At 70.5% G+C, this 18,000-nt stretch carries 15 protein-coding genes and 2 pseudogenes; 7 read left to right on the top strand and 10 right to left on the bottom strand.

The annotated features are described in order from the left end of the window. Positions 1-1,401 carry an SDR family NAD(P)-dependent oxidoreductase gene (locus OG395_RS13430; RefSeq protein ID WP_327243126.1) on the top strand — a complete coding sequence of 467 codons (1,401 nt, stop codon included), beginning with the start codon at positions 1-3 and terminating at the stop codon, positions 1,399-1,401. Positions 1,402-1,541: 140 nt separating this feature from the next. Here OG395_RS13430 and OG395_RS13425 read toward each other — a convergent pair whose 3' ends face one another. Beyond that, positions 1,542-1,913: a YybH family protein gene (locus tag OG395_RS13425; protein ID WP_327243125.1), complete on the bottom strand. Its 372-nt coding sequence runs from the start codon at positions 1,911-1,913 to the stop codon at positions 1,542-1,544. A 426-nt stretch (positions 1,914-2,339) separates the two neighbouring features. Next, positions 2,340-3,231 (bottom strand): annotated as a pseudogene (locus OG395_RS13420) (LysR family transcriptional regulator). A gap of 553 nt (positions 3,232-3,784) precedes the next feature. Between OG395_RS13420 and OG395_RS13415 the strand changes: the two are divergent. From OG395_RS13415 to OG395_RS13405, 3 genes are all read left to right on the top strand, one after another. Continuing rightward, positions 3,785-4,087: a muconolactone Delta-isomerase family protein gene (locus OG395_RS13415; RefSeq protein WP_327243124.1), complete on the top strand. Its 303-nt coding sequence runs from the start codon at positions 3,785-3,787 to the stop codon at positions 4,085-4,087. 131 nt (positions 4,088-4,218) lie between these two features. Beyond that, complete coding sequence (locus OG395_RS13410) at positions 4,219-4,923, top strand: hypothetical protein (protein ID WP_327243123.1); 705 nt, start codon at positions 4,219-4,221, stop codon at positions 4,921-4,923. Continuing rightward, positions 4,809-6,368 carry a zinc ribbon domain-containing protein gene (locus tag OG395_RS13405; RefSeq protein ID WP_327243122.1) on the top strand — a complete coding sequence of 520 codons (1,560 nt, stop codon included), beginning with the start codon at positions 4,809-4,811 and terminating at the stop codon, positions 6,366-6,368. Before OG395_RS13410 ends, OG395_RS13405 begins: the two co-directional genes overlap by 115 nt. 48 nt (positions 6,369-6,416) lie before the next feature. Here OG395_RS13405 and OG395_RS13400 read toward each other — a convergent pair. Then, positions 6,417-6,908 (bottom strand): annotated as a pseudogene (locus tag OG395_RS13400) (LysR family substrate-binding domain-containing protein); the annotation flags it as partial. Between the two features lie 290 nt (positions 6,909-7,198). Continuing rightward, positions 7,199-7,732, bottom strand: a complete 534-nt coding sequence (locus tag OG395_RS13395) for a putative immunity protein (RefSeq protein WP_327243121.1) — start codon at positions 7,730-7,732, stop codon at positions 7,199-7,201. Between the two features lie 9 nt (positions 7,733-7,741). Here OG395_RS13395 and OG395_RS13390 point away from each other — a divergent pair, with 9 nt between their 5' ends. After that, positions 7,742-7,912 (top strand): recombinase family protein, encoded by a 171-nt coding sequence (locus OG395_RS13390; protein WP_327243120.1) that lies wholly within the window; start codon positions 7,742-7,744, stop codon positions 7,910-7,912. Positions 7,913-8,036: 124 nt separating this feature from the next. Here the strand turns inward: OG395_RS13390 and OG395_RS13385 are convergent, their stop codons facing one another. The 3 genes from OG395_RS13385 to OG395_RS13375 form a co-directional block, all read right to left on the bottom strand. Continuing rightward, a complete protein-coding gene (locus OG395_RS13385) occupies positions 8,037-9,011 on the bottom strand; it encodes an acyl-ACP desaturase (protein ID WP_327243119.1) in 975 nt (324 codons plus the stop codon). 115 nt (positions 9,012-9,126) lie between these two features. Next, positions 9,127-9,903: a dimethylargininase gene (gene ddaH, locus OG395_RS13380; protein WP_327243118.1), complete on the bottom strand. Its 777-nt coding sequence runs from the start codon at positions 9,901-9,903 to the stop codon at positions 9,127-9,129. 484 nt (positions 9,904-10,387) lie between these two features. After that, entirely contained in the window at positions 10,388-12,019 is a 1,632-nt protein-coding gene (locus tag OG395_RS13375) for an ABC-F family ATP-binding cassette domain-containing protein (RefSeq protein ID WP_327243117.1), read from the bottom strand. Positions 12,020-12,398: 379 nt separating this feature from the next. Here OG395_RS13375 and OG395_RS13370 point away from each other — a divergent pair, with 379 nt between their 5' ends. Then, positions 12,399-13,727 (top strand): hypothetical protein, encoded by a 1,329-nt coding sequence (locus tag OG395_RS13370; RefSeq protein ID WP_327243116.1) that lies wholly within the window; start codon positions 12,399-12,401, stop codon positions 13,725-13,727. 6 nt (positions 13,728-13,733) lie between these two features. On the opposite strand, the gene OG395_RS13365 is transcribed toward OG395_RS13370, so the two are convergent. After that, positions 13,734-14,150 carry an SsgA family sporulation/cell division regulator gene (locus OG395_RS13365; protein WP_327243115.1) on the bottom strand — a complete coding sequence of 139 codons (417 nt, stop codon included), beginning with the start codon at positions 14,148-14,150 and terminating at the stop codon, positions 13,734-13,736. Positions 14,151-14,365: 215 nt separating this feature from the next. Between OG395_RS13365 and OG395_RS13360 the strand changes: the two genes are divergently transcribed. Beyond that, positions 14,366-15,433: a WD40/YVTN/BNR-like repeat-containing protein gene (locus OG395_RS13360; RefSeq protein ID WP_327243114.1), complete on the top strand. Its 1,068-nt coding sequence runs from the start codon at positions 14,366-14,368 to the stop codon at positions 15,431-15,433. A gap of 488 nt (positions 15,434-15,921) precedes the next feature. Here OG395_RS13360 and OG395_RS13355 read toward each other — a convergent pair whose 3' ends face one another. Continuing rightward, positions 15,922-16,218 (bottom strand): YciI family protein, encoded by a 297-nt coding sequence (locus OG395_RS13355; RefSeq protein WP_327243113.1) that lies wholly within the window; start codon positions 16,216-16,218, stop codon positions 15,922-15,924. A gap of 5 nt (positions 16,219-16,223) precedes the next feature. Then, a complete protein-coding gene (locus tag OG395_RS13350; RefSeq protein WP_327243112.1) occupies positions 16,224-17,861 on the bottom strand; it encodes a transposase in 1,638 nt (545 codons plus the stop codon). Positions 17,862-18,000 lie beyond the last annotated feature (139 nt).

Genomic DNA, 18,000 nt, shown 5'->3' with positions numbered 1-18,000 from the left:
ATGGAGAGCGGCATCACGGACGAGGAGCTGGCGGCCTTCGACCGCCTCGTCGGCCGACTCCGGGCACTGCCCGTCGACGACCCCGCCCGGCTCCGCGCGGAACAGGTCGCCTCCTCGTTCGCCCGCGACGGCCGGCTGGGACGTCGCAGAATCCGCGGCGAGCGGCGGACCGAGGCCGACGCCGCCGTGACCTCGGCGACGGCGACCGGCGCGGCCGACCGGCGCGAGGACGCCCCGCTGGACCCCGGCGCGGTTTCCGCCGGTCCGGCGGGAACACTGGCGCGGGCCCGCCGCTGCTACATCTGCAAGACCCCGTACCGGCAGGTCGACGCCTTCTATCACCTGCTCTGCCCGGACTGCGCGGCGGAGAACAGGTCCCGCCGCGCGCTTTCCACCGACCTTTCGGGACGCCGCGCCCTGCTCACCGGAGGCAGGGTCAAGATCGGCTTCCAGCTGGCGCTCATGATGCTCAGGGACGGCGCCGAACTCGTCGTCACCACCCGCTTCCCGCACGACACCCTGCGCCGCTTCCGGGCCGTCCACGACAGCCCGAAGTGGCTCGACCGGCTCACCGTCGCCGCCGTCGACCTCCGTGACCCGCGCCAGGTCCTCGGCCTGTGCGAGCAGTTGCGGGATACGGGCGAGCCGCTCGACATCCTGATCAACAACGCCGCCCAGACCGTTCGCCGCCCGCCCGGGTCGTACGCGCTGCTGGCGGCGGGGGAGTACGGATCACTGCCCGCCGGTGTGCTCCGTGCACCCGGATACGCGGCCATGACCGCCCTCGAAGGGCCTTCCGCGTCGAGCGCACTGGCGCTGGTGCTCCCCGACGCCGAGCAGACCGAACTGCCGGACGGTGTCGACCGATCGGGGCTGCTTCCCGGCGTCGACGAGGCCGGCCTGCTGCCGGACACCGCACCCGTGAACTCCTGGTCCGCGCGGATCGGCGAACTGGACCCCGCCGAAGTCCTGGAGACGCAGCTCGTCAACTCCCTGGCCCCCGCGTTCCTCTGCGACCGGCTGCTCCCGCTCCTGCTGGCTTCCCCGCGGCCGCGCCGCTACGTCATCAATGTGACGGCGGTGGAGGGCCGGTTCGCGGTACGGAACAAGACGGGTGGCCACCCGCACACCAACATGGCGAAGGCCGCCCTCAATATGCTGACCCGCACCAGCGGCGCCGAACTCGCCGCTCAGGGGCTCCATATGTGCGCCGTCGACACCGGCTGGATCACCGACGAGAACCCAGTGCCGAAGAAGGAGCGGATCGCCGCCGGAGGCTTCCGCACCCCGCTCGACATCGTGGACGGCGCCGCCCGCGTCTACGATCCGATCGTGCGTGGCGAGGCGGGATCGCCCGTCTCAGGCGTCTTCCTCAAGGACTACCGGGAAGCGGACTGGTGAAGGGTGACCGCACGCGCACTGCGGCCCCGCCGGAGGGCGACGACCGGGATCAACTGACGCACCACCGGACAGGCCGGCCCTCACCGTCGCGGAGGCCGGCATCGCCGTTGCCCGGTGGTGCTCCGGCCGACCGGCAGTAATCAATCGAGCCGGGACACCTGGTAGTGACTGATGTACCAGCCGTCCTCCAGGCGCTTGACCAGTACGCCGAGATTGACGCCGAGCGTGGGACGGTCGGTGAACGAGAAGTCGACGCTCAGGTAACCGAGCACGAGGTCGCTGGCGGGCCGCCGGGTTTCGAGAATCCGATACGCGGCCGTCAGCCCGAGGGGTTGGGAATCGTAGTAGTCGGCGACGCCCTGCCGGCCGACGCTGTAGGGGTGCAGGCCCTGGAAGATCGCGTCCTCGGTGAAGTGGGAGGCGACCCGCTGCGGTTCGTGCCCGTCGACGGCTGACTTCCACTGGTCGAGGACACCGCGCAGGATCGCTTCGCTGTCTGTCGTGCTGTTCATCGGGGTTCTCCTGTCGGGTGGAATCGAGTTCAGGGCTGTTGGGTCGGGCCGGTCATGACGCCGGCCGCAGGTTCGGCCGTCGCATGCAGCAAGCCTGTGCCGGCTGTCGGCGGGCCGGGTTCCGTATGCTTCGACGACCATGTGGCGAGGCGCCGATGACGACTGCGGCCTTGACCCTGAGTGCTCATGATGACCGTCTCCGAAACTGAAGTGGTTGCTACTAGCCGACCGGTCGGCTATTTAAATGTAGGTGACCGGTCGAGAATGAGTCAACTGGCATCAGGGTCGATTCCAGCACCTGCTTCTTCGCAGCCGGCAGACGCAGCCTCCCGGCCCAGGTGGACGGAGCCGTCGGGCCGGTACCCCGGGCCCGCTTCGGCGGGGGAGCAGGGCTGCCTACTGCCTGTGTGCGTCGCCGTCGGGCAGTCAGGCGCCCGGGGCGTGGATTCCCAGGTCGCCGACGCCGTCACAGAGCACGTCGACGACGGCGCGTACCGCGGAGCGGACCTCGCCGGCGCGCTGGACCGGGGACCAGGTCCAGTACACGTCCGGTGTGACGACCGGGCGTTGGACCAGGTCGGGCGGCAGAGGGGAGGCCTGGCCCTTGGGCGAGTTGATGACCGGGCGGCGACTGCGGCGGACGTGGTCGAAGAAGGCAGGGCCGGTGATGCGGCTGTCGGAGATGTGTACTGTGCGGGCCCCGGTGTCGTGGGCCAATTGTTCGGCGTAGACGTTCCAGGACCACCAGGACGTGGCGTCGTCGTCGAGGAGGACGATGGTGTCCTGTGTGCACGTCGTTGGTGTCATCGCCGGTGGCAACGGCGTAGAGGCGGTCGGCGCCGATGAGCCGGGCTTGGAGGCCGAGCCGCTCCAGGTCCTCGGTCCGCACCCGGCACACCGCGAGGTCCAGGCTGCCGTCGGCGACAAGGGCGGCCTGTGTGTGGGAGGGGGCGATCCACGCGTCGACGTGGAGTTGGGCCACCGCGGAGGTGCGGGCGACCAGGTCTGCCGGAAGCCAGTTGACGTATCCGAGCCGGACCGGCTCCGATCCGGACAGCCGGCCGGCTCGGCGCCGGAGGTCGTCGGCCCGTTCCAGCAGGGCGCGTGTGTGCGGGAGCAGGGCCGCACCCGCCGGGGTGAGGGACACCGAGCGGCGGTCACGGTCGAACAGGCTCACGCCGAGGTCGCGTTCGAGCGCCTTGATCTGCTGGGACAGGGAAGGCCCGGCGATCAGGAGCCGCTCGGCGGCCCGGCCGAAGTTCAGTTCCTCGGCGACCGCGACGAAGTACCGCAGTTGGCGCAGCTCCACGCTCGCCATGCTACGTCCGGTGGCAGGCGGCGCCTACCAGCAGGGAGGAAGCCGGTCGTGGCATCGGCCCTGGTGGCAGGCACACGATGGGGACATGGAAACCCGGCAGCTCGTCACCGCACCGGTTCCCGGCGGCGCCCGGCAGCCGGGCACGGTGCGACTGGTCGGCGGACCGACCGCGCTGATCGAGGTCGGGGGCCTGCGGTTGCCGAACGGCCCCGCCTGTGATGCCCTGGGCCGCGACGTCTGTGGCGCCCGCACCCCGCTGCCGGGCGGCGACCCGGCCCTCACCGGCTACCAGGCGGCCCGGGCACCGGGATCATCGGCGACGGCACGGGCATTCCCGTACGTGCCGAAGGCCGGGAGGACTTCACCAAGGGTCCCGACAGCCTGTGCAAGGCGTTCGGTGGCCACGGTCGGGCGAACCGGACGGTCGGTGCGGCGCCCGGCGAGTCCGCCACCGTCCGACGCGGCTGCCGCTCACCTTCCGAGAACAACACCGCCTTCCACACCAGTGGCGTTGCCGGCCCGAGCCGGGCGCCCCACCGAACGGAGCAGGACTATGCGCGAGTTCCTGGTCGAGATCACCACCTCCATTCCCGAGGGCACCAGCCAGGACGAGATCGACCGGCGTCGCGCCGCCGAGGCCGTCCGAGCCGGGGAACTGGCCGCCACCGGCAACCTGGCGCGACTGTGGCGCCCCGTCGGCGAACTGCGCAGCATCGGCGTATGGCGTGCCGCCGATGAGAAGGAGCTCCACGAGAAGGTGCTTGGCACTCTGCCGCTGCGCTCGTGGATGTCGCTCGACATCACCCCGCTCGAGTCCCACCCCAACGACCCGGGCCGGACCGACATCACGCCGTGACCGGCACCCCCCTTTCGACGGGACACGGTAAGGCCATGTCCTTGTGTGAGGGTCGTTCGTTAGTCCGATCGAAGCGCCGGGGGTGGCCGCTTCGGGGGACTGACCGGGATCGTGCGGAAAAGGAAGGGGGGATGGGTGTGGCCAGGTTGATGGCGACGGCCACCTGTACCGCCTTCCGTGGTGTCCTGGAGAGCAGCGGTGAGCGGGTCGGGCAGGGCTTGCTGTTCGAACGGGTGGGGTTTTGGGCCCGGTTGAGTCAGGCGCTGACCGGTGCTCTGGTGGCTTCGCGGTGGGACGAGGACTCCCTGGACGTGCTGGCCGCCGGGGCGGACGAGCGGGGCGAGGCGCTGCCGTCCAAGGGGTGGATGGCGATGCGCCGCCTGGACTGGCCGCAGGCCGTCACACTCCCGGCCGGGGTGTATGTGTCGGACCGGGTGCGCCGCGGTGCCGAGGAGTACGCGGCCCGGGCTCTGCGTCTGGCCCTGCACCGGCGCACCATCGTGACCGCGATCCTGGCCACCTGGCCCACCGATCCGAGGCGGCGCACCGAGGCGGAGTGGGCGGCGCTGCGGAAGCTGCTGCCCGCCGGTGTGAGCGGTGCCGAAATCCGCAACCGCACCCGCCAGATCCGTGCGTACGTGGCCGAGCACGGGTACCGGCCCGCCGGATTGTGCGTGCTGGGGGACCGCCGCAGGTCGGCGAGTTGGTGCTGCTTGCCGCGATGGACCGCCAGCAGGTCACCCTGGCCAGGGTGGACGAGACCACCGCCCGTTTGCGTCTCAAGCTTCCGCTGTGTGCGGCTCCCGCCTCGGGCCGTGACTGGGCCTGGCACGTGATCGACATCCGCCTGCCCGGCACCGTCGGGGTGGACTCGGTGCTGCACACCCCCACCCTGCGCCCCACCCGGGCCGGGAGGATCGCGGTGGACCTGCCGCACTCCCGGCCCGCCCCGGCCACCAAAGCGAGCGGGCATACCGTGGCACTCGGCTTCGACTGGGGTGTGGGCACCCTGCTCACCGGCACGCTCGGCCGCCTGACCGGCAAAGGACAGACCCGGCGGGTTCTCACCGACGGGCGGCCCCTGATCTTCGACGCCACCACCGTCAGCGCCACCCTGCACCGGCTGCGCGGCGTCCGCGAGCACCTCGCCGCCAAGCGCGATCACCACCGGGCCCTCGCGGACGGCCTCGGCTCCCCGCACCTTCGCTGGGGCGAACACCTCGATCGGGCCCGGGTGCTGGAGGTCGAGCACGGGCGGGTGTGTGCCCGGATCCGGCACCTGAACGACGCACTGGCCCGGGCGGCGGCCCGCTGGGCCGTCGACCAGGCGGCAGCGCTCGGCGCGAGCGTCATCTACCTCGAAGACCTCGCCACCCTCGAAGCCCGAGGCCACCGACGTGGCAATGCCCGCCTGTCGGGGCAGGTGCGCGGCACGGTGGCCGAGGCGATGCGGCACCTGGCCGCGAAGGCGGGCATCGCGGTGGTCACCGTCCCGGCCCGCGGGACCTCCAAGCTGTGCCCCGGCTGCCTGGGCGCCCTGACCCACCACCCCGCCCCCGACCGGCTGGCCGAACGCGGCTGGAGATGGGCGCACTGCACCCGGTGCGGGCTGTCCATGGACCGCGACCATGCCGCCGCCCGCCGGATCGTCTCCCGCGGCCTGCTCGCCCAGACCCACACCACCACCGACCCCACCACCCACACCCGCACCATCCGCACCACCGTCGACGGCACCGTGACCCCGGTCCGCCGCCCGAAGAAGACCACCCGCCGCATGCGCCGCCAACACCGAGCAGAGACGGCCCCGCCCCGCCCGGACGGGCCGAAGACCACCCCGGGCAAGGGTCACCCCACCCCCAGCAGGCCCACTGGCCCTGGTGGCCGAGACACCCGGCACGCCGCCCAAGGGCAGGCCCCGGGCCCGAAGACTTCCCGCCGTATGCCCGACGCGCGTACGGTCCCCGCCACCACCCCCACCGGGATGGTCCAGCGTCCGGCGGGGCATGACACCCAGACACCCACCCCCACCGGGCCGGTGCCAGGTCATGGAGTACCCGCCCATGTACGGCCGGAAGAAGACCTTCCTCCACCCGGACGCACGCGGCTCTCACGCAGAACCTGTCGACGACGCACCCGCGCCGCCGAGCGGACCGGCTTCCACCACCTGCACGCCACCGCAGTCCACCCCCTCACCCCGAGGATCGGACCCCGCCCAGGCGACCGCACACGGCCACGCCGCGCCCGAAAAGCCCGGAAACCACAGGCACACACAGAGTTCTAGAGACGCTTGTACGAGGGGACGGCTGTCTCCGCGGCGGGTGGCCACGAAAATTCGGCTCACTGCAGGAGGCCCGTCGAGTTCGAGCCTTCGGGCGCCTGCGGGGAGCAGCGACGTGACGCTGTAGGGGGCGATGGTGACGCCGAGGCCGGCGGCCACGAACATGATGATGGTGTGCCAGTTCGAACACTCCTGCCCGACCTGGACGTCGATGCCGGCGTCCCGCAACGGCTGCGTGTTCACGTCGAACGCGTGAGCCCCTGCTGAACGCGGGAACAGGATCAGCGGGTCAGCGGCCAGCGCCGCTGCTTTTACATGGTCACCCCCCGCGGCGGGGTGCTCTGCGGGGATGATGGCGACGAACCGTTCCGTTGCCAGTAGGGAAAGGTCGATGTCGTCTCGCTCCTCAGCATCCCGCACGATCCCGACGTCGGCTGTCCCCCGCTCCAGGGCCGCCAGGACGTCGACGGTGAAGCCGTCGTGAAGCTTGACCTGGACGTCCGGGCGGCGTCGGGAGAATTCGCGGAGCCGTTCGCTGACGATCGAGGTGGCAGAGGTGATGAAGGCGAGCCCACATCTGGGAGGACGGCCTCAGCCGGCACTGCCCCGCCACCGACGGGAACACCCACCGGCTCCTGCGCCAGTACCTGCCCAAGAGCACCGACCTGCGCACCCTCACCGCCCACGACCTGACCACGATCGCCGACCGCATCAACACCGGACCACGCAGAGTCCTGTATTGGACCACCTCACACGCGCGCTTCGACCGCCTGCTCCACGCCGGCGGCGTCTCATGGAGGATCCTTCTGCGGGCCTCTGCCATCTGATCGCCCTCAGGTGCGGAGAGCGGCGTCGAGATCGCGAATGAACTCTCCCACGCGCCCGCCTCCGGGAGGTGCGGCGGGAAAACGGCCGAGCACCGCGGTGACCGACGGTGGTGCGTGATGACACGCCCATTCGAGGGTCCCCGCAGTGACACTCCGGTCTTCTCCGGACGCCAACTCTTCGGCACGCGCCGCATGCGCTGCCGCACCGAGGATGTGCTTCACCTGATGAGCGTTTGCCAGGGGATGAAGGAACGCGGCGCCAGCCGCATGGCTTGCCGCTCGTGCCGCGTCGACCGCAGCGGGTGAATCGGCTTCTCGTGCCGCTCTGAACGCCGCCCAGCCGCTCTGTCGCAGAGCGGCCGTGCGCCGGCCGCCCCCAGCGAAAGCGCGTGCTGCGTCGATGGCGTCACGAGGGCGCGTGTCAGCAGGGAAACTCTGTTCGAAGATCGACAGCGCCCTGCTCGCACAATCAGCCGCGTAGCCCGCGATTTCACGAAGTTCGTGTTCGCTCAGCTCAATCCTGTCTGACTCAGTCGGCACGGCTCAATCTTGCCGCAGGTCGACGGAATTCGTGAGGCACTCGCTGCGTGCCGGGCCGATGACACCCTTGTGGTGACCGCACTCGACCGGCTCGCCCGATCCATGGCTCGCTCGTCACCGCGGATGCCGCGCTGCTCGATGAGGTGCCCCGTGTCTGCGTCGCGGACCCGATGTGCGTGATGCCACGTCACACAGGGACGACGGCCCACGAGTGAGCGGGCTCGTGGGCCGTCGGGTGCCGTGCGGGCTGTGGGTCAGGCGCTTCGCGGAGGCCTGGGGCCCAGGCCTCCGCGAAGCCGGCGGGTCAGGCGTTCGCGCGGGCGGCCATCCGCGCCTTGCGCGTGGCCAGCTTCTCGTCGAACTTGGCCGCCTCGCTGTCCAGCCCACCCATGAAGAGCCCCAGTTCTTCCTGCGCCTTCAGCCCGTCCGGGCCGAGCCCGTCGATGTCCAGGACCTTCAGGTAGCGCAGCACGGGCTGGATCACGTCGTCGTGATGGATCCGCATGTTGTAGATCTCGCCGATCGCCATCTGTGCTGCGGCCCGCTCGAAGCCGGGCATGCCGTGACCGGGCATCCGGAAATTGACCACGACGTCACGCACGGCCTGCATCGTCAGGTCCGGGGCGAGCTCGAAGGCCGCGCCGAGAAGGTTGCGGTAGAAGACCATGTGCAGGTTCTCGTCGGTGGCGATCCGGGCCAGCATGCGGTCGCAGACCGGGTCGCCCGACTGGTGGCCGGTGTTGCGGTGCGAGACGCGAGTCGCGAGTTCCTGGAAGGCGACGTACGCCACGGAGTGCAGCATCGAGTGCCGGTTGTCGGACTCGAATCCCTCCGCCATGTGCGCCATGCGGAACTGCTCCAGCTTGTCCGGGTCGACGGCGCGCGAGGTGAGCAGGTAGTCGCGCATCACGATGCCGTGCCGGCCCTCCTCCGCGGTCCAGCGGTGCACCCAGGTGCCCCAGGCGCCGTCACGGCCGAACAGGGAGGCGATCTCGTGGTGGTAGCTGGGGAGGTTGTCCTCGGTCAGCAGGTTCACGACCAGTGCGATTTTGCCGATGTCGGTGACCTTGGACTGGTCGGCCTGCCACGCCTCACCGTCCTCGAAGATGCCGGGGAAATTCCGGCCGTCCGAGAAGGGGACGTACTCGTGGGGCATCCAGTCCTTGGCGACTTTGAGATGGCGGTTGAGCTCCTTCTCCACCACCTCTTCCAGGGCGTACAGCAGTTGGGCGTCGGTCCACGCCTTTGAACTGCCGAGGTGGGGAGAGGTGATCGTCACGGGGGCTCCTGGGGACGGGAGAAGTACCTACGGCTTCGTAGGTTACGAGACCGTAGGTTAAAGGGGGAGTAAGGCCCCCGCCAACCCCGCCCGCGCGAAATCCGACTACGTACTGTTATGTCTGCAGGTCACGCAGGCGTACGGAGAGGCAGGTCACGCACCCTTCCAGTTTCTCGAACTCGCTGATATCAACTGATACGGGGTAATATCCGAACCCCGCGAACAAATCCGCGGTCTTCGGCGCGCTCGCGGCCATCAGCAGATTCCCGCCACCGAGCAGCACCACGTGCGAGCCCGCCTCCTCCGGAACCGGCAGGAAACGGCCGAAGAGCGACGGCTCGTCAACCAGGGGTGGATACCCGACGACCGTGCCGTCCGGCAGCGCCGTCACCGCGGACTTCAGATGCAGCACCTTGGTCAGCGGCACGGCTGCGACACGGGCGCCCAGCGGCTCGAACGCGGATCTGAGCTGCCGTACACCCTCCGCGTTCGTCCGACCGCCGCGCCCGACAAGGACCGTGTCGCCGATCTTCAGGACGTCGCCGCCGTCCAGCGTGCCCGGCTCCCTCACCCGGTTCACCGAGCAGCCGAGCCCGGCCAGTGTCGCCTCCACGGCCGCCGTCTCGCCCCGGCGGGACTCCGCGCCGGACCGGGCGATGAGAGCCACGTTCCGGAACATCACGACGGTGTCCTCGACGAACACGCTGTCCGGGTATCCGCCCGCCGGCTTCACCTCGACCGTCTCCCATCCGTACTCGCCGAGGACGGCGACATACCGCTCCCACTGCTCGACGGCGAGGCGGACATCGACGGGGGTGCGCTCGACATGGGTGACGAGACCCTCGGCGAGACGTGGGTCGGGGCGGCGGACCAGAGCTTTTCTGCTGGGCACGGGTGGTTCCCTCCATAGGCTTCGGGGTGGGGTGCGGGCGGGCCACCTCGGCCACGCCTCGGATGACGTGGCGCGATTCCTGGACCGGTGGAGCAAGTGTCCGCAGTCGTTCCAACGATCCCCGGTAGCGGCGCAGTTACATATCGGCATCGAGCGGCATCGAGCCGTGCGAGGAGTCGAGCTGCACCGTGTCGAGCCGAGGCATTGCGGCGCCGGACCGGGACATGCTGCTCCGCGTCCACCGGCGGTTCGATGCCCTGCGGATTCCTCTGCGAACAGCATCCGTCCCACGGATCGGCCGAGAAGTCCGAGGAATGTCGCGAGCGCCGCAGCGAGAGCATATGGCTGCTCGCCGCCGCGGTCGACCCGCAGGGCAGGGGGACCGGGAGTTCCCTCCCGCACTGACTCCGGCCGGCGACTGCAGGAGCCGGGCCCACTCCACCGGTAGCCCCGGCCTCCGCCTTTCCCCCGCATCTCCCACGGCTCAGAGCTCCGTCGCCACCGCCTCGGCCGTGGTGTCACGCAGTTCGCCGTCCAGCAGCAGCCAGCGCGTGATGCCGAGCGATTCCAGGAACGGCACATCGTGGCTCGCCACGATCAGCGCTCCCTCGTACGACTCCAGAGCCGCCGTCAGCCGACGCACGCTCGCCATGTCCAGATTGTTCGTCGGCTCGTCCAGCATCAGCAGCTGCGGTGCCGGTTCGGCCAGCAGCAGCGCCGCCAGTGCCGCTCGGAAGCGTTCCCCGCCCGACAGCGTCCCCACGGGCCGGTCCGCCCGGCTCCCCTTGAACAGAAAGTGCGCCAGCCTCGCCCTGATCCGGTTGCCCGTGGCATTCGGTGCGAATCGCGCCACGTTCTCCACCACGCTCAGTCCGTCGTCGAGCACATCCAGACGCTGCGGCAGAAAGCCCAGCGGCAATTGAGGTGTGGCCTCGCCGGATACCGGTGCCAGCTCACCGGCAACGGTTCGCAACAGCGTCGTCTTGCCCGCGCCGTTGCGGCCCACCAACGCGATCCGCTCGGGGCCCCGCAGGTCGAACCCGCCGCTCACCCGTGCTCCGTACGCCAGTTCCAGATCGCGCAGTACGAGCACACCCTGGCCCGGATGCACCTTGGTGTGCGGCAGCTCGACCCTGATCTCGTCGTCGTCCCGCACCGCCTCGACGGCGTCGTCGAGGCGCTCCTTCGCCTCCGCCAGTTTTCCGGCGTGCATCAGGCGATGCTTGCCGGCCGACTCCTGGGCGGCCCGCTTGCGGTTGCCCATGACGATCTTCGGCTCGCGCTTGTTGTCCGACATCTTCTGTCCATAGCGCTTGCGCCGAGCCAACTTGACCTGTGCCTCGGTCAGTTCACGCTTCTGGCGCTGCACGTCGGCCTCCGCTACCCGCACCATGCGCTCGGCCGCCTCCTGCTCGACGGCGAGCGCCTCCTCGTACTCCGAGAGATTCCCGCCGTACCAGGTGACCGATCCGTCCCGCAGATCCGCGATCTGGTCGACCCGCTCCAGGAGTTCACGGTCATGGCTGACGACGATCAGCACACCCGCCCATGCGCCGATCGCCTCGTACAGCCGCCTGCGCGCGTACAGATCCAGATTGTTGGTGGGTTCGTCGAGCAGCAGCACCCCGGGGCGGGCCAGTAGCAGCGCGGCCAGGCGCAGCAGCACGCACTCGCCGCCCGACATCTCGCCGATCGTGCGGTCGAGCCCGATGTGACCGAGGCCGAGATGATCGAGCGTCGCGCGGGCGCGCTCCTCCACGTCCCAGTCGTCGCCGACGGCCGCGAACTGCTCCTCGCGGACGTCACCCGCCTCGATGGCGTGCAGAGCGGCCCGGGTGCCGGCGATGCCCAGGGCAGCATCGACCCGCAGCGCCGTGTCCAGGACCAGATTCTGCGGCAGATACCCGATCTCGCCCCGGGTCCGGATGTGGCCCTCGGTGGGGGTGAGTTCACCCGCGATCAGCCGCAACAGGGTGGACTTTCCACAGCCGTTGAGGCCGATGAGGCCGGTCCTGCCGGGGCCCACGGCCAGCTGGAAGTCGTCGAAGACCGCACTGCCGTCGGGCCAGGCGAAGGAGAGCGACGAGCAGGCGATATGAGTCAGGGGGGTAGACATACGGATCTCCCGGTTGCGAGGAAGGGCAGGGGGCAACGGGTGAGACACCGGTCACGGGCGTTCCACGGACATGGCCAAGGAGGAGCCCCGGTTGCGGAGGACGGCTCGAAGAGCTGAGGTCACACTCGGGCGCGCAGACATGACAGACATGACAGACCTGAACGGGCATGCACTGTCCGGACACGGCGCGCAACGCGGTGTCTCACGACCTCAGACGAGCAACGTCCTTCTCCGATCCGACGACAACAAGGACGTCACAAACGGTACGACGGGACCTCGCGCCCCGGCAATCGATTTATGTTGATCCCGGCCGCGCCGGTGCGTGCGGCGGATCGGGGGCCGCACAATGACGGGTCGCTGGACGGGCAGAGCCCTGAGGATGCTCACGGTGTTCTGCGCCGGTGCGGTGCTGACCGGCTGCTTCGGACCGCAGCCACCGAGGTTCGGGGACGGCGTGTCCGTCCCCTCCGAGCAGCGGCGCATTCCGCTGACCGTCCCGCCGGGGCCGGACGGCAGCTGGTCGCTCCTCGTGGCCAAGGAGGGGCTCATCGGCCAGGGGCGTAAGCTCGCCCGGATCCCGCAGGAGGGTGAGAAGGGCGTGCGCGCTCCGGTCAAGGGCTGGACGGCAGCCCTTCCCGCCGAGTTCGCGATCACCTCGCGGCTGCCGGGCCGGCCTCACTCGGCGGTCTCTCTCCCGTACGGCATCGTGCTGATCGGCGGGCGCACCGGCCGCACGGATCCGACCGCCGTCGCCCTTGCCGACCCCAGCAGCGGCGCCCTCCTCTGGAGGCACACCCTGCCGCCCGGCAGCCGGGTCATCGCGCTGCCCGGCACCACCAGGCCGGTGATCGGCGCGGCCACCTGTTCCGGGGCCGGATGCCGGTTCACCGCCTGGGACGTCCACCGCGGGACACGGCAGTGGAGCCGCCGGATCCCGGGGGCGTACCGGGTACTGACCCCGTGCGGCGCCGACGCGCTGGGCGGCCGCGATTCCACCCCCGGGCTGTGCGAGCCGTTGGTCATCGGCAAGGACCGGGTCGGCACCCTGGACGAGGAGACGCACCGCCCGGAGTGGATCCCCGGTCTGCGCCCTCCGGCCGGGACCGTCGACCGGGTCGCCCGGTTCAGCTACCGGACCTTCCTGGTCACCGCACCGGCCAGGGGGAGTTGCCGGGCGACGGTTCTGGCGGCCGCTCCGCGGGGAGACGAACACAAGGGGTGGCGGTACGACTTCGTCTGGGACCAGCCGCAGGCCGCACGCGATCCGCACACCGGGTGCCGCTGGAACCCCAGCCTGCCTCTGAACACCGCCTACGACCTGGTGCTGCCCGAGCGGGGCGGCGCCCTGGTCCTCGACCCGTACTTCGGCCCGGAGCGCAGCCCCCGGCGGCTCGCCGTGGGGGCGTACGTGGTCGCGGCGGACGGCAGGGGCTCCCCGGACCTGATCCGCGCCCCCGGCCGCCCCGACCGCCCGCTCGACGCCGCCCTGGTCGACCGGAAGCGGACCAAGGCGCTGGGGGCGGGGGCCCGGCAAGTGGTGGAGGGCCTCTTCCAGGTCGGGCGGAAACTACTGCTGGTCGGCTACGACGGCGCGGTGCGCCGACGCTGGACGTCGGACTGCATGGCCTTCCCCGCTGCGACCTCCGCCGCGGTGATGTACTGCGACGGTCGGAACCTGGTGGAGGTCAAAGCGGTGAAGACCGACTGACCGGGCTCAGCACGCTCCGCCGAGCAGGTCCGTCAGACTCCGGTCGAGATCCAGAAAGCGGTGCTCCTGCCCCGACGGGACCAGCTCCTCGGCGCGCCTGAGGAAGCGACGCAGTTCCGCCGTGCGGACATGCACCATGGCGATGCCCTCGGCGGCATGGAACTCCAGGACCGTACGGTCGTAGCCGAACGGCCTGATCCGTACGTCCCCGACCCCGGCCGGTCCTTCGATTCCTGTCGCCAGCAGTTCGCGGGAGAACTCCCAGGACACCTCGGTGCCCTCCAGGGTTGCCGGGGCAGGGAAGGCCATGCGCACGGCGAACGGATCCCTCCGGTCGTACTGCAGAGTGGCGGGAAGGGTCTCCATCCGCGGCGCGGATGCGACCATGCGGGCCTGCACGGACTGCTCGATAACACTGGACAAGACCTGCTCCCTCTTGCGGCCAGATGAACGGTTCCCGGCACTGACAGAGACGACGGAACTTCCTGATCCGTGCACGGGCGAGGGGGTGAGCTGCGTCACCGCACCGCACCCCCTTCGATGCACGTGCCCGCGTGGCGGCAGCGCACTCTGGACGGCGTACTGCCCGTGGGTTAGCTTCCTGCGCCATGAGGCCCAAGGGGAAGACGACACGACTGATGGCATGGGGACTGTGCGGGGCGGCGCTGACCGCGGCACTGGTCGCGCCGGCAGCGCAGGCCGCGCCGGGGCAGCGGCACGGACCCGGCGACCGGGCGGGCTGGACACTCACGGAGACGGGAAGCGACGCACGCTTCCGCGGCCTCTCCGCCGTCAGCCGCCGCACCGCCTGGGCCGCGGGCTCGAAGGGCACGGTGCTGCGTACTTCCGACGGCGGCCGTCACTGGCGCGACGTGTCGCCGGCGGGAGCGGCGGAGGCGGCACTGGAATTCCGTGACATCGAGGCGTTCGACGCGCGGCGTGCGGTGGCGCTGGCCATCGGTGAGGGCGAGGCGTCGCGGGTGTTCCGTACGGACGACGGTGGAGCGACCTGGACCGAGTCCTTCCGCAATACCGATGCCCGTGCCTTCTACGACTGCCTCACCTTCTTCGACAGCCGCCACGGGCTCGCCATGAGCGATCCCGTCGACGGCAGGTACCGGATCCTGTCCACCGCGGACGGCGGCCGCAGCTGGAACGTACTGCCCACAGCGGGGATGCCGGCCGCCCAGGCGGGTGAGGCGGGCTTCGCCGCCAGCGGCCAGTGCCTGGTCAGCTCGGGACCGAAGGACGTCTGGCTGGCGACCGGCGGGGCGGCCACCGCACGGGTGCTGCACTCCGCCGACCGGGGGCTTACCTGGACGGCCACCGAATCGACGATCCCGGCCGGGGACCCGGCCCGCGGCGTCTTCGGTCTCGCCTTCCGCGACCGTACGCACGGCATTGCCGTCGGCGGCGACTACCGCGCCGGCCAGGCCTCTCCGGACGCCGCGGCTGTCACGGGCGACGGAGGCCGGACCTGGCAGCGCTCCACCACCCCGCCGACCGCCTACCGTTCCGGCGTCGTCTGGGTCCCGCACAGCCGCTCCACGGCACTCGCCGTCGGACCGACCGGGACGGACCTGACGACGGATGGCGGCCGCACCTGGCACACCGTCGACACGGGTTCGTACGACACCGTGGACTGCACGCAGGACGGCGGTTGCTGGGCGGCGGGGGAGAAGGGGCGGATCGCCCGGATGAACTGACGGCCTGGTGCAAGGGCTGTGCCGTAGTCCCTGGCGGAACAGCCCTTCGGGTCCTTCGTTCGGATCAGGCCGGCACGGGAAATGAGGATCCGGCCTACTGCGCGATGAGCCTCGAGGGTTCCCGGCGCAGGTTCGACGGGCTCGTCGGCGGGCTCACCCTGCTCCGCCGGCACGGCCACCCGGCGAAGACCAGGTCCGGCAGCACCGCTCCGGGATCCTCGTCCAGGACCCGGATTCCACGCCAGGGTGGGGCGATTGCTGGACCGCTACGGTCCTTCGTTCGGGTCAGGCCGGATCAGGGAGCGGCCCGCCGCGAGCGGCTGGTGGCGCCGTGGCGTGTGCAGCTGCAAGGCGGACGAAGGAGCCACACGGAGCGAATGGGGGTCTCCCCTGCTCGGGCGAAGCCGAGAGCTTGGGGAAGACTGACGACAACACGGCAGATGTGCGTGCCGGGCCCCGCGGGCCCGGCATGATCCAAACGAGAAGCCCTACGGCAACTGCTGCCGGTAGGGGGCGAGTTCGTCCGACGTCTTCGTCGCGGTGAACTCCGTGATCCGGTACGCGCACACGCCCTCGGCCGCGAACGGGTCGGCCGCCGTGATCTTCTCGATCTGCGTGCGGTCGTCCCCGACGGCGAGGATCACCCCGCCGTCGCGCGGGTTCTTGCGCCCGGACGCGATGAAGACCCCCGCCGCGTACTGCGTGTCCAGCCAGGCGACATGCGCCTCCAGGAGCGCGTCGACGCGCTCGACGGGGGCGGTGTAGGTCAACTCGAGTACGAACATGGGTCTCACCGTTCCTCACCAGTGTGCGTGAGTGAGTCTTGGACCCACCGTTGCGTACTGCGCGCATCCCGAACGGTGTTGGATGCGCTGGGTTCCCGCTTTCGCTTCCCGCTCGGCGGCACGCCTCCAGGGGCGTGGTCCGTTGTGGGTGGGCGGGTTCCCTCACGCCCCCGGCCACCTGGTCCGGCCTGGACGGTCCGATGCCCCGCACGATCACTCCGGTCGTGTGGGGGCGGTGCCGTCCGACGCCGGACCGGGTACCCGAGGGCGCGTCGTCCGATCGCGATACCGGCGGCATCGTGACGGGACATCGTGCGGTGGGAGGTGGCCAGCGGTTCCTGCCAGTGCTGGGCACCCCACATGGAGGTGTAGGCCGGGGCGACCGCAACGATCGCGAGCCCCTGTTCGGCGGCCATCGACACCAGCCGGGCCTTGAGCTTGGCGGTCGGGATGCCGGAGATCAGCTGCCGGAACCGTTTCCTGCGGCCGTGCTTCTCGCGGGTCTTCTCGGTGGTGAAGTCGAGGTCTTCGATGCCGATCGCGGCGACCCCGGCACGCACCGCCCAGTTGATCAGCCGGGTCAGGGCGTGGCGGATCTGCGCGTCGCGGTGACCGGCCGACCCGGACAGGTCGTAGCCGAAGCGGTGCGGGTCACCGACCGGATTGCCATGCCGGTCCAGGTGGTAGGCGGCGAAATGGTCGGCGTTGGTGTCGACACCGATCATGCCCCGGGCGCGGGCGGCGGCCAGCGGGATCGTCTTCACGGCGGGGCGTTGCCAGGACGCGGTAAGGTACCAGCGGCCGCGCTCCGTATCGAGGTGGATGCGGTAGGCGACGGCCCGGTTCGCGGTGATGCGGTCGGCCCACTCCGCGCCCCGGTGCGCGAACGCCACGGTGGCGGTGAGGACGTACCGGCCGTGCCGGGCGTTGGCCAGGTGCGCGAGCGGGCCAGGCAGCCTGATCGACACCTCGCCGTCCGGGGTGACACGGATCGTCTCGTTCCCGAACCGCTTCCCCGACTCACCGTCGGCGGCAAGAAACCAGCGTTCCACCTCCCAGCGCTCCCGCCACTGGTCCTCGGTGAGCTGGGCCTGGGTGAGGTGGTGGCGGGTGTTGAGGAGACGTTTACCGCCCCGCACCACCCGCACCCGTCCGGCCTGCCACTCGGCGACAGCAGCAGCATGCCGCGCCTCCAGTGCCGCAAGTCGGCGGGACTTGCGGAACCACTCGCCCTTCGACCGGTAACCGCCCGCGGCCCGCTTCGTGCCCTTCTCCCCGATCGGGAGGGACAGACGGTGCCGCAGCGTCCTGATCCCGGCCGCCAGCTTCTGGATGTGCGCCGCCTGGCAACGGCGCGCGAGCGCCCACTGATCGTGCGTGGCCTTGGTGATCGCACCCGCGATCCGCGACGACGACAGTGCCGTCAGCTCCCGCTTACGCGCCGCCCACGTGTCCGCACCGTGCTCCAGACCATCCGCACAGCGAGCCTTGAGATCACCGGAAGCCAGCGCACCCTGGTGCTCGCCGACCGCGCGCAGCACCATCTCGTCCTGGGGCGTTAGGTGTTTGAGCCGGTCCCGGATCGCCACCCCGCAAGACCCGGGCACCACGAAGGGCACGGCCAACTCCCGCAAACCACCCACCACATCACCCCCTACCGGGCCGGACACCTGCCACCCGACCCAACGAGCAGCAGCCACCAAGGTCACCCATTCGGCCCCAGAACCCCCGTTCCCACCCCCGCGAATACACCGCCAGGACCCACTCCCGCACACCACCACT

Origin of the sequence: Streptomyces sp. NBC_01320 (assembly GCF_035974375.1) — a bacterium.
In the GTDB taxonomy this organism is placed as follows: Bacteria; Actinomycetota; Actinomycetes; order Streptomycetales; family Streptomycetaceae; genus Streptomyces; species Streptomyces yanii.
This window is presented reverse-complemented; position numbering and strand designations above follow the sequence as displayed.

What these genes read in the sequence shown, in the direction of transcription:
- OG395_RS13375 (WP_327243117.1), bottom strand. Translation starts at nt 12,019, where the DNA reads ATGTCTACCCCCCTGACTCATATCGCCTGCTCGTCGCTCTCCTTCGCC.
- OG395_RS13415 (WP_327243124.1), top strand. Translation starts at nt 3,785, where the DNA reads ATGCGCGAGTTCCTGGTCGAGATCACCACCTCCATTCCCGAGGGCACC.
- OG395_RS13370 (WP_327243116.1), top strand. Translation starts at nt 12,399, where the DNA reads ATGCTCACGGTGTTCTGCGCCGGTGCGGTGCTGACCGGCTGCTTCGGA.
- OG395_RS13355 (WP_327243113.1), bottom strand. Translation starts at nt 16,218, where the DNA reads ATGTTCGTACTCGAGTTGACCTACACCGCCCCCGTCGAGCGCGTCGAC.
- OG395_RS13430 (WP_327243126.1), top strand. Translation starts at nt 1, where the DNA reads ATGGAGAGCGGCATCACGGACGAGGAGCTGGCGGCCTTCGACCGCCTC.
- OG395_RS13425 (WP_327243125.1), bottom strand. Translation starts at nt 1,913, where the DNA reads ATGAACAGCACGACAGACAGCGAAGCGATCCTGCGCGGTGTCCTCGAC.
- OG395_RS13410 (WP_327243123.1), top strand. Translation starts at nt 4,219, where the DNA reads ATGGGTGTGGCCAGGTTGATGGCGACGGCCACCTGTACCGCCTTCCGT.
- OG395_RS13360 (WP_327243114.1), top strand. Translation starts at nt 14,366, where the DNA reads ATGGCATGGGGACTGTGCGGGGCGGCGCTGACCGCGGCACTGGTCGCG.
- OG395_RS13405 (WP_327243122.1), top strand. Translation starts at nt 4,809, where the DNA reads ATGGACCGCCAGCAGGTCACCCTGGCCAGGGTGGACGAGACCACCGCC.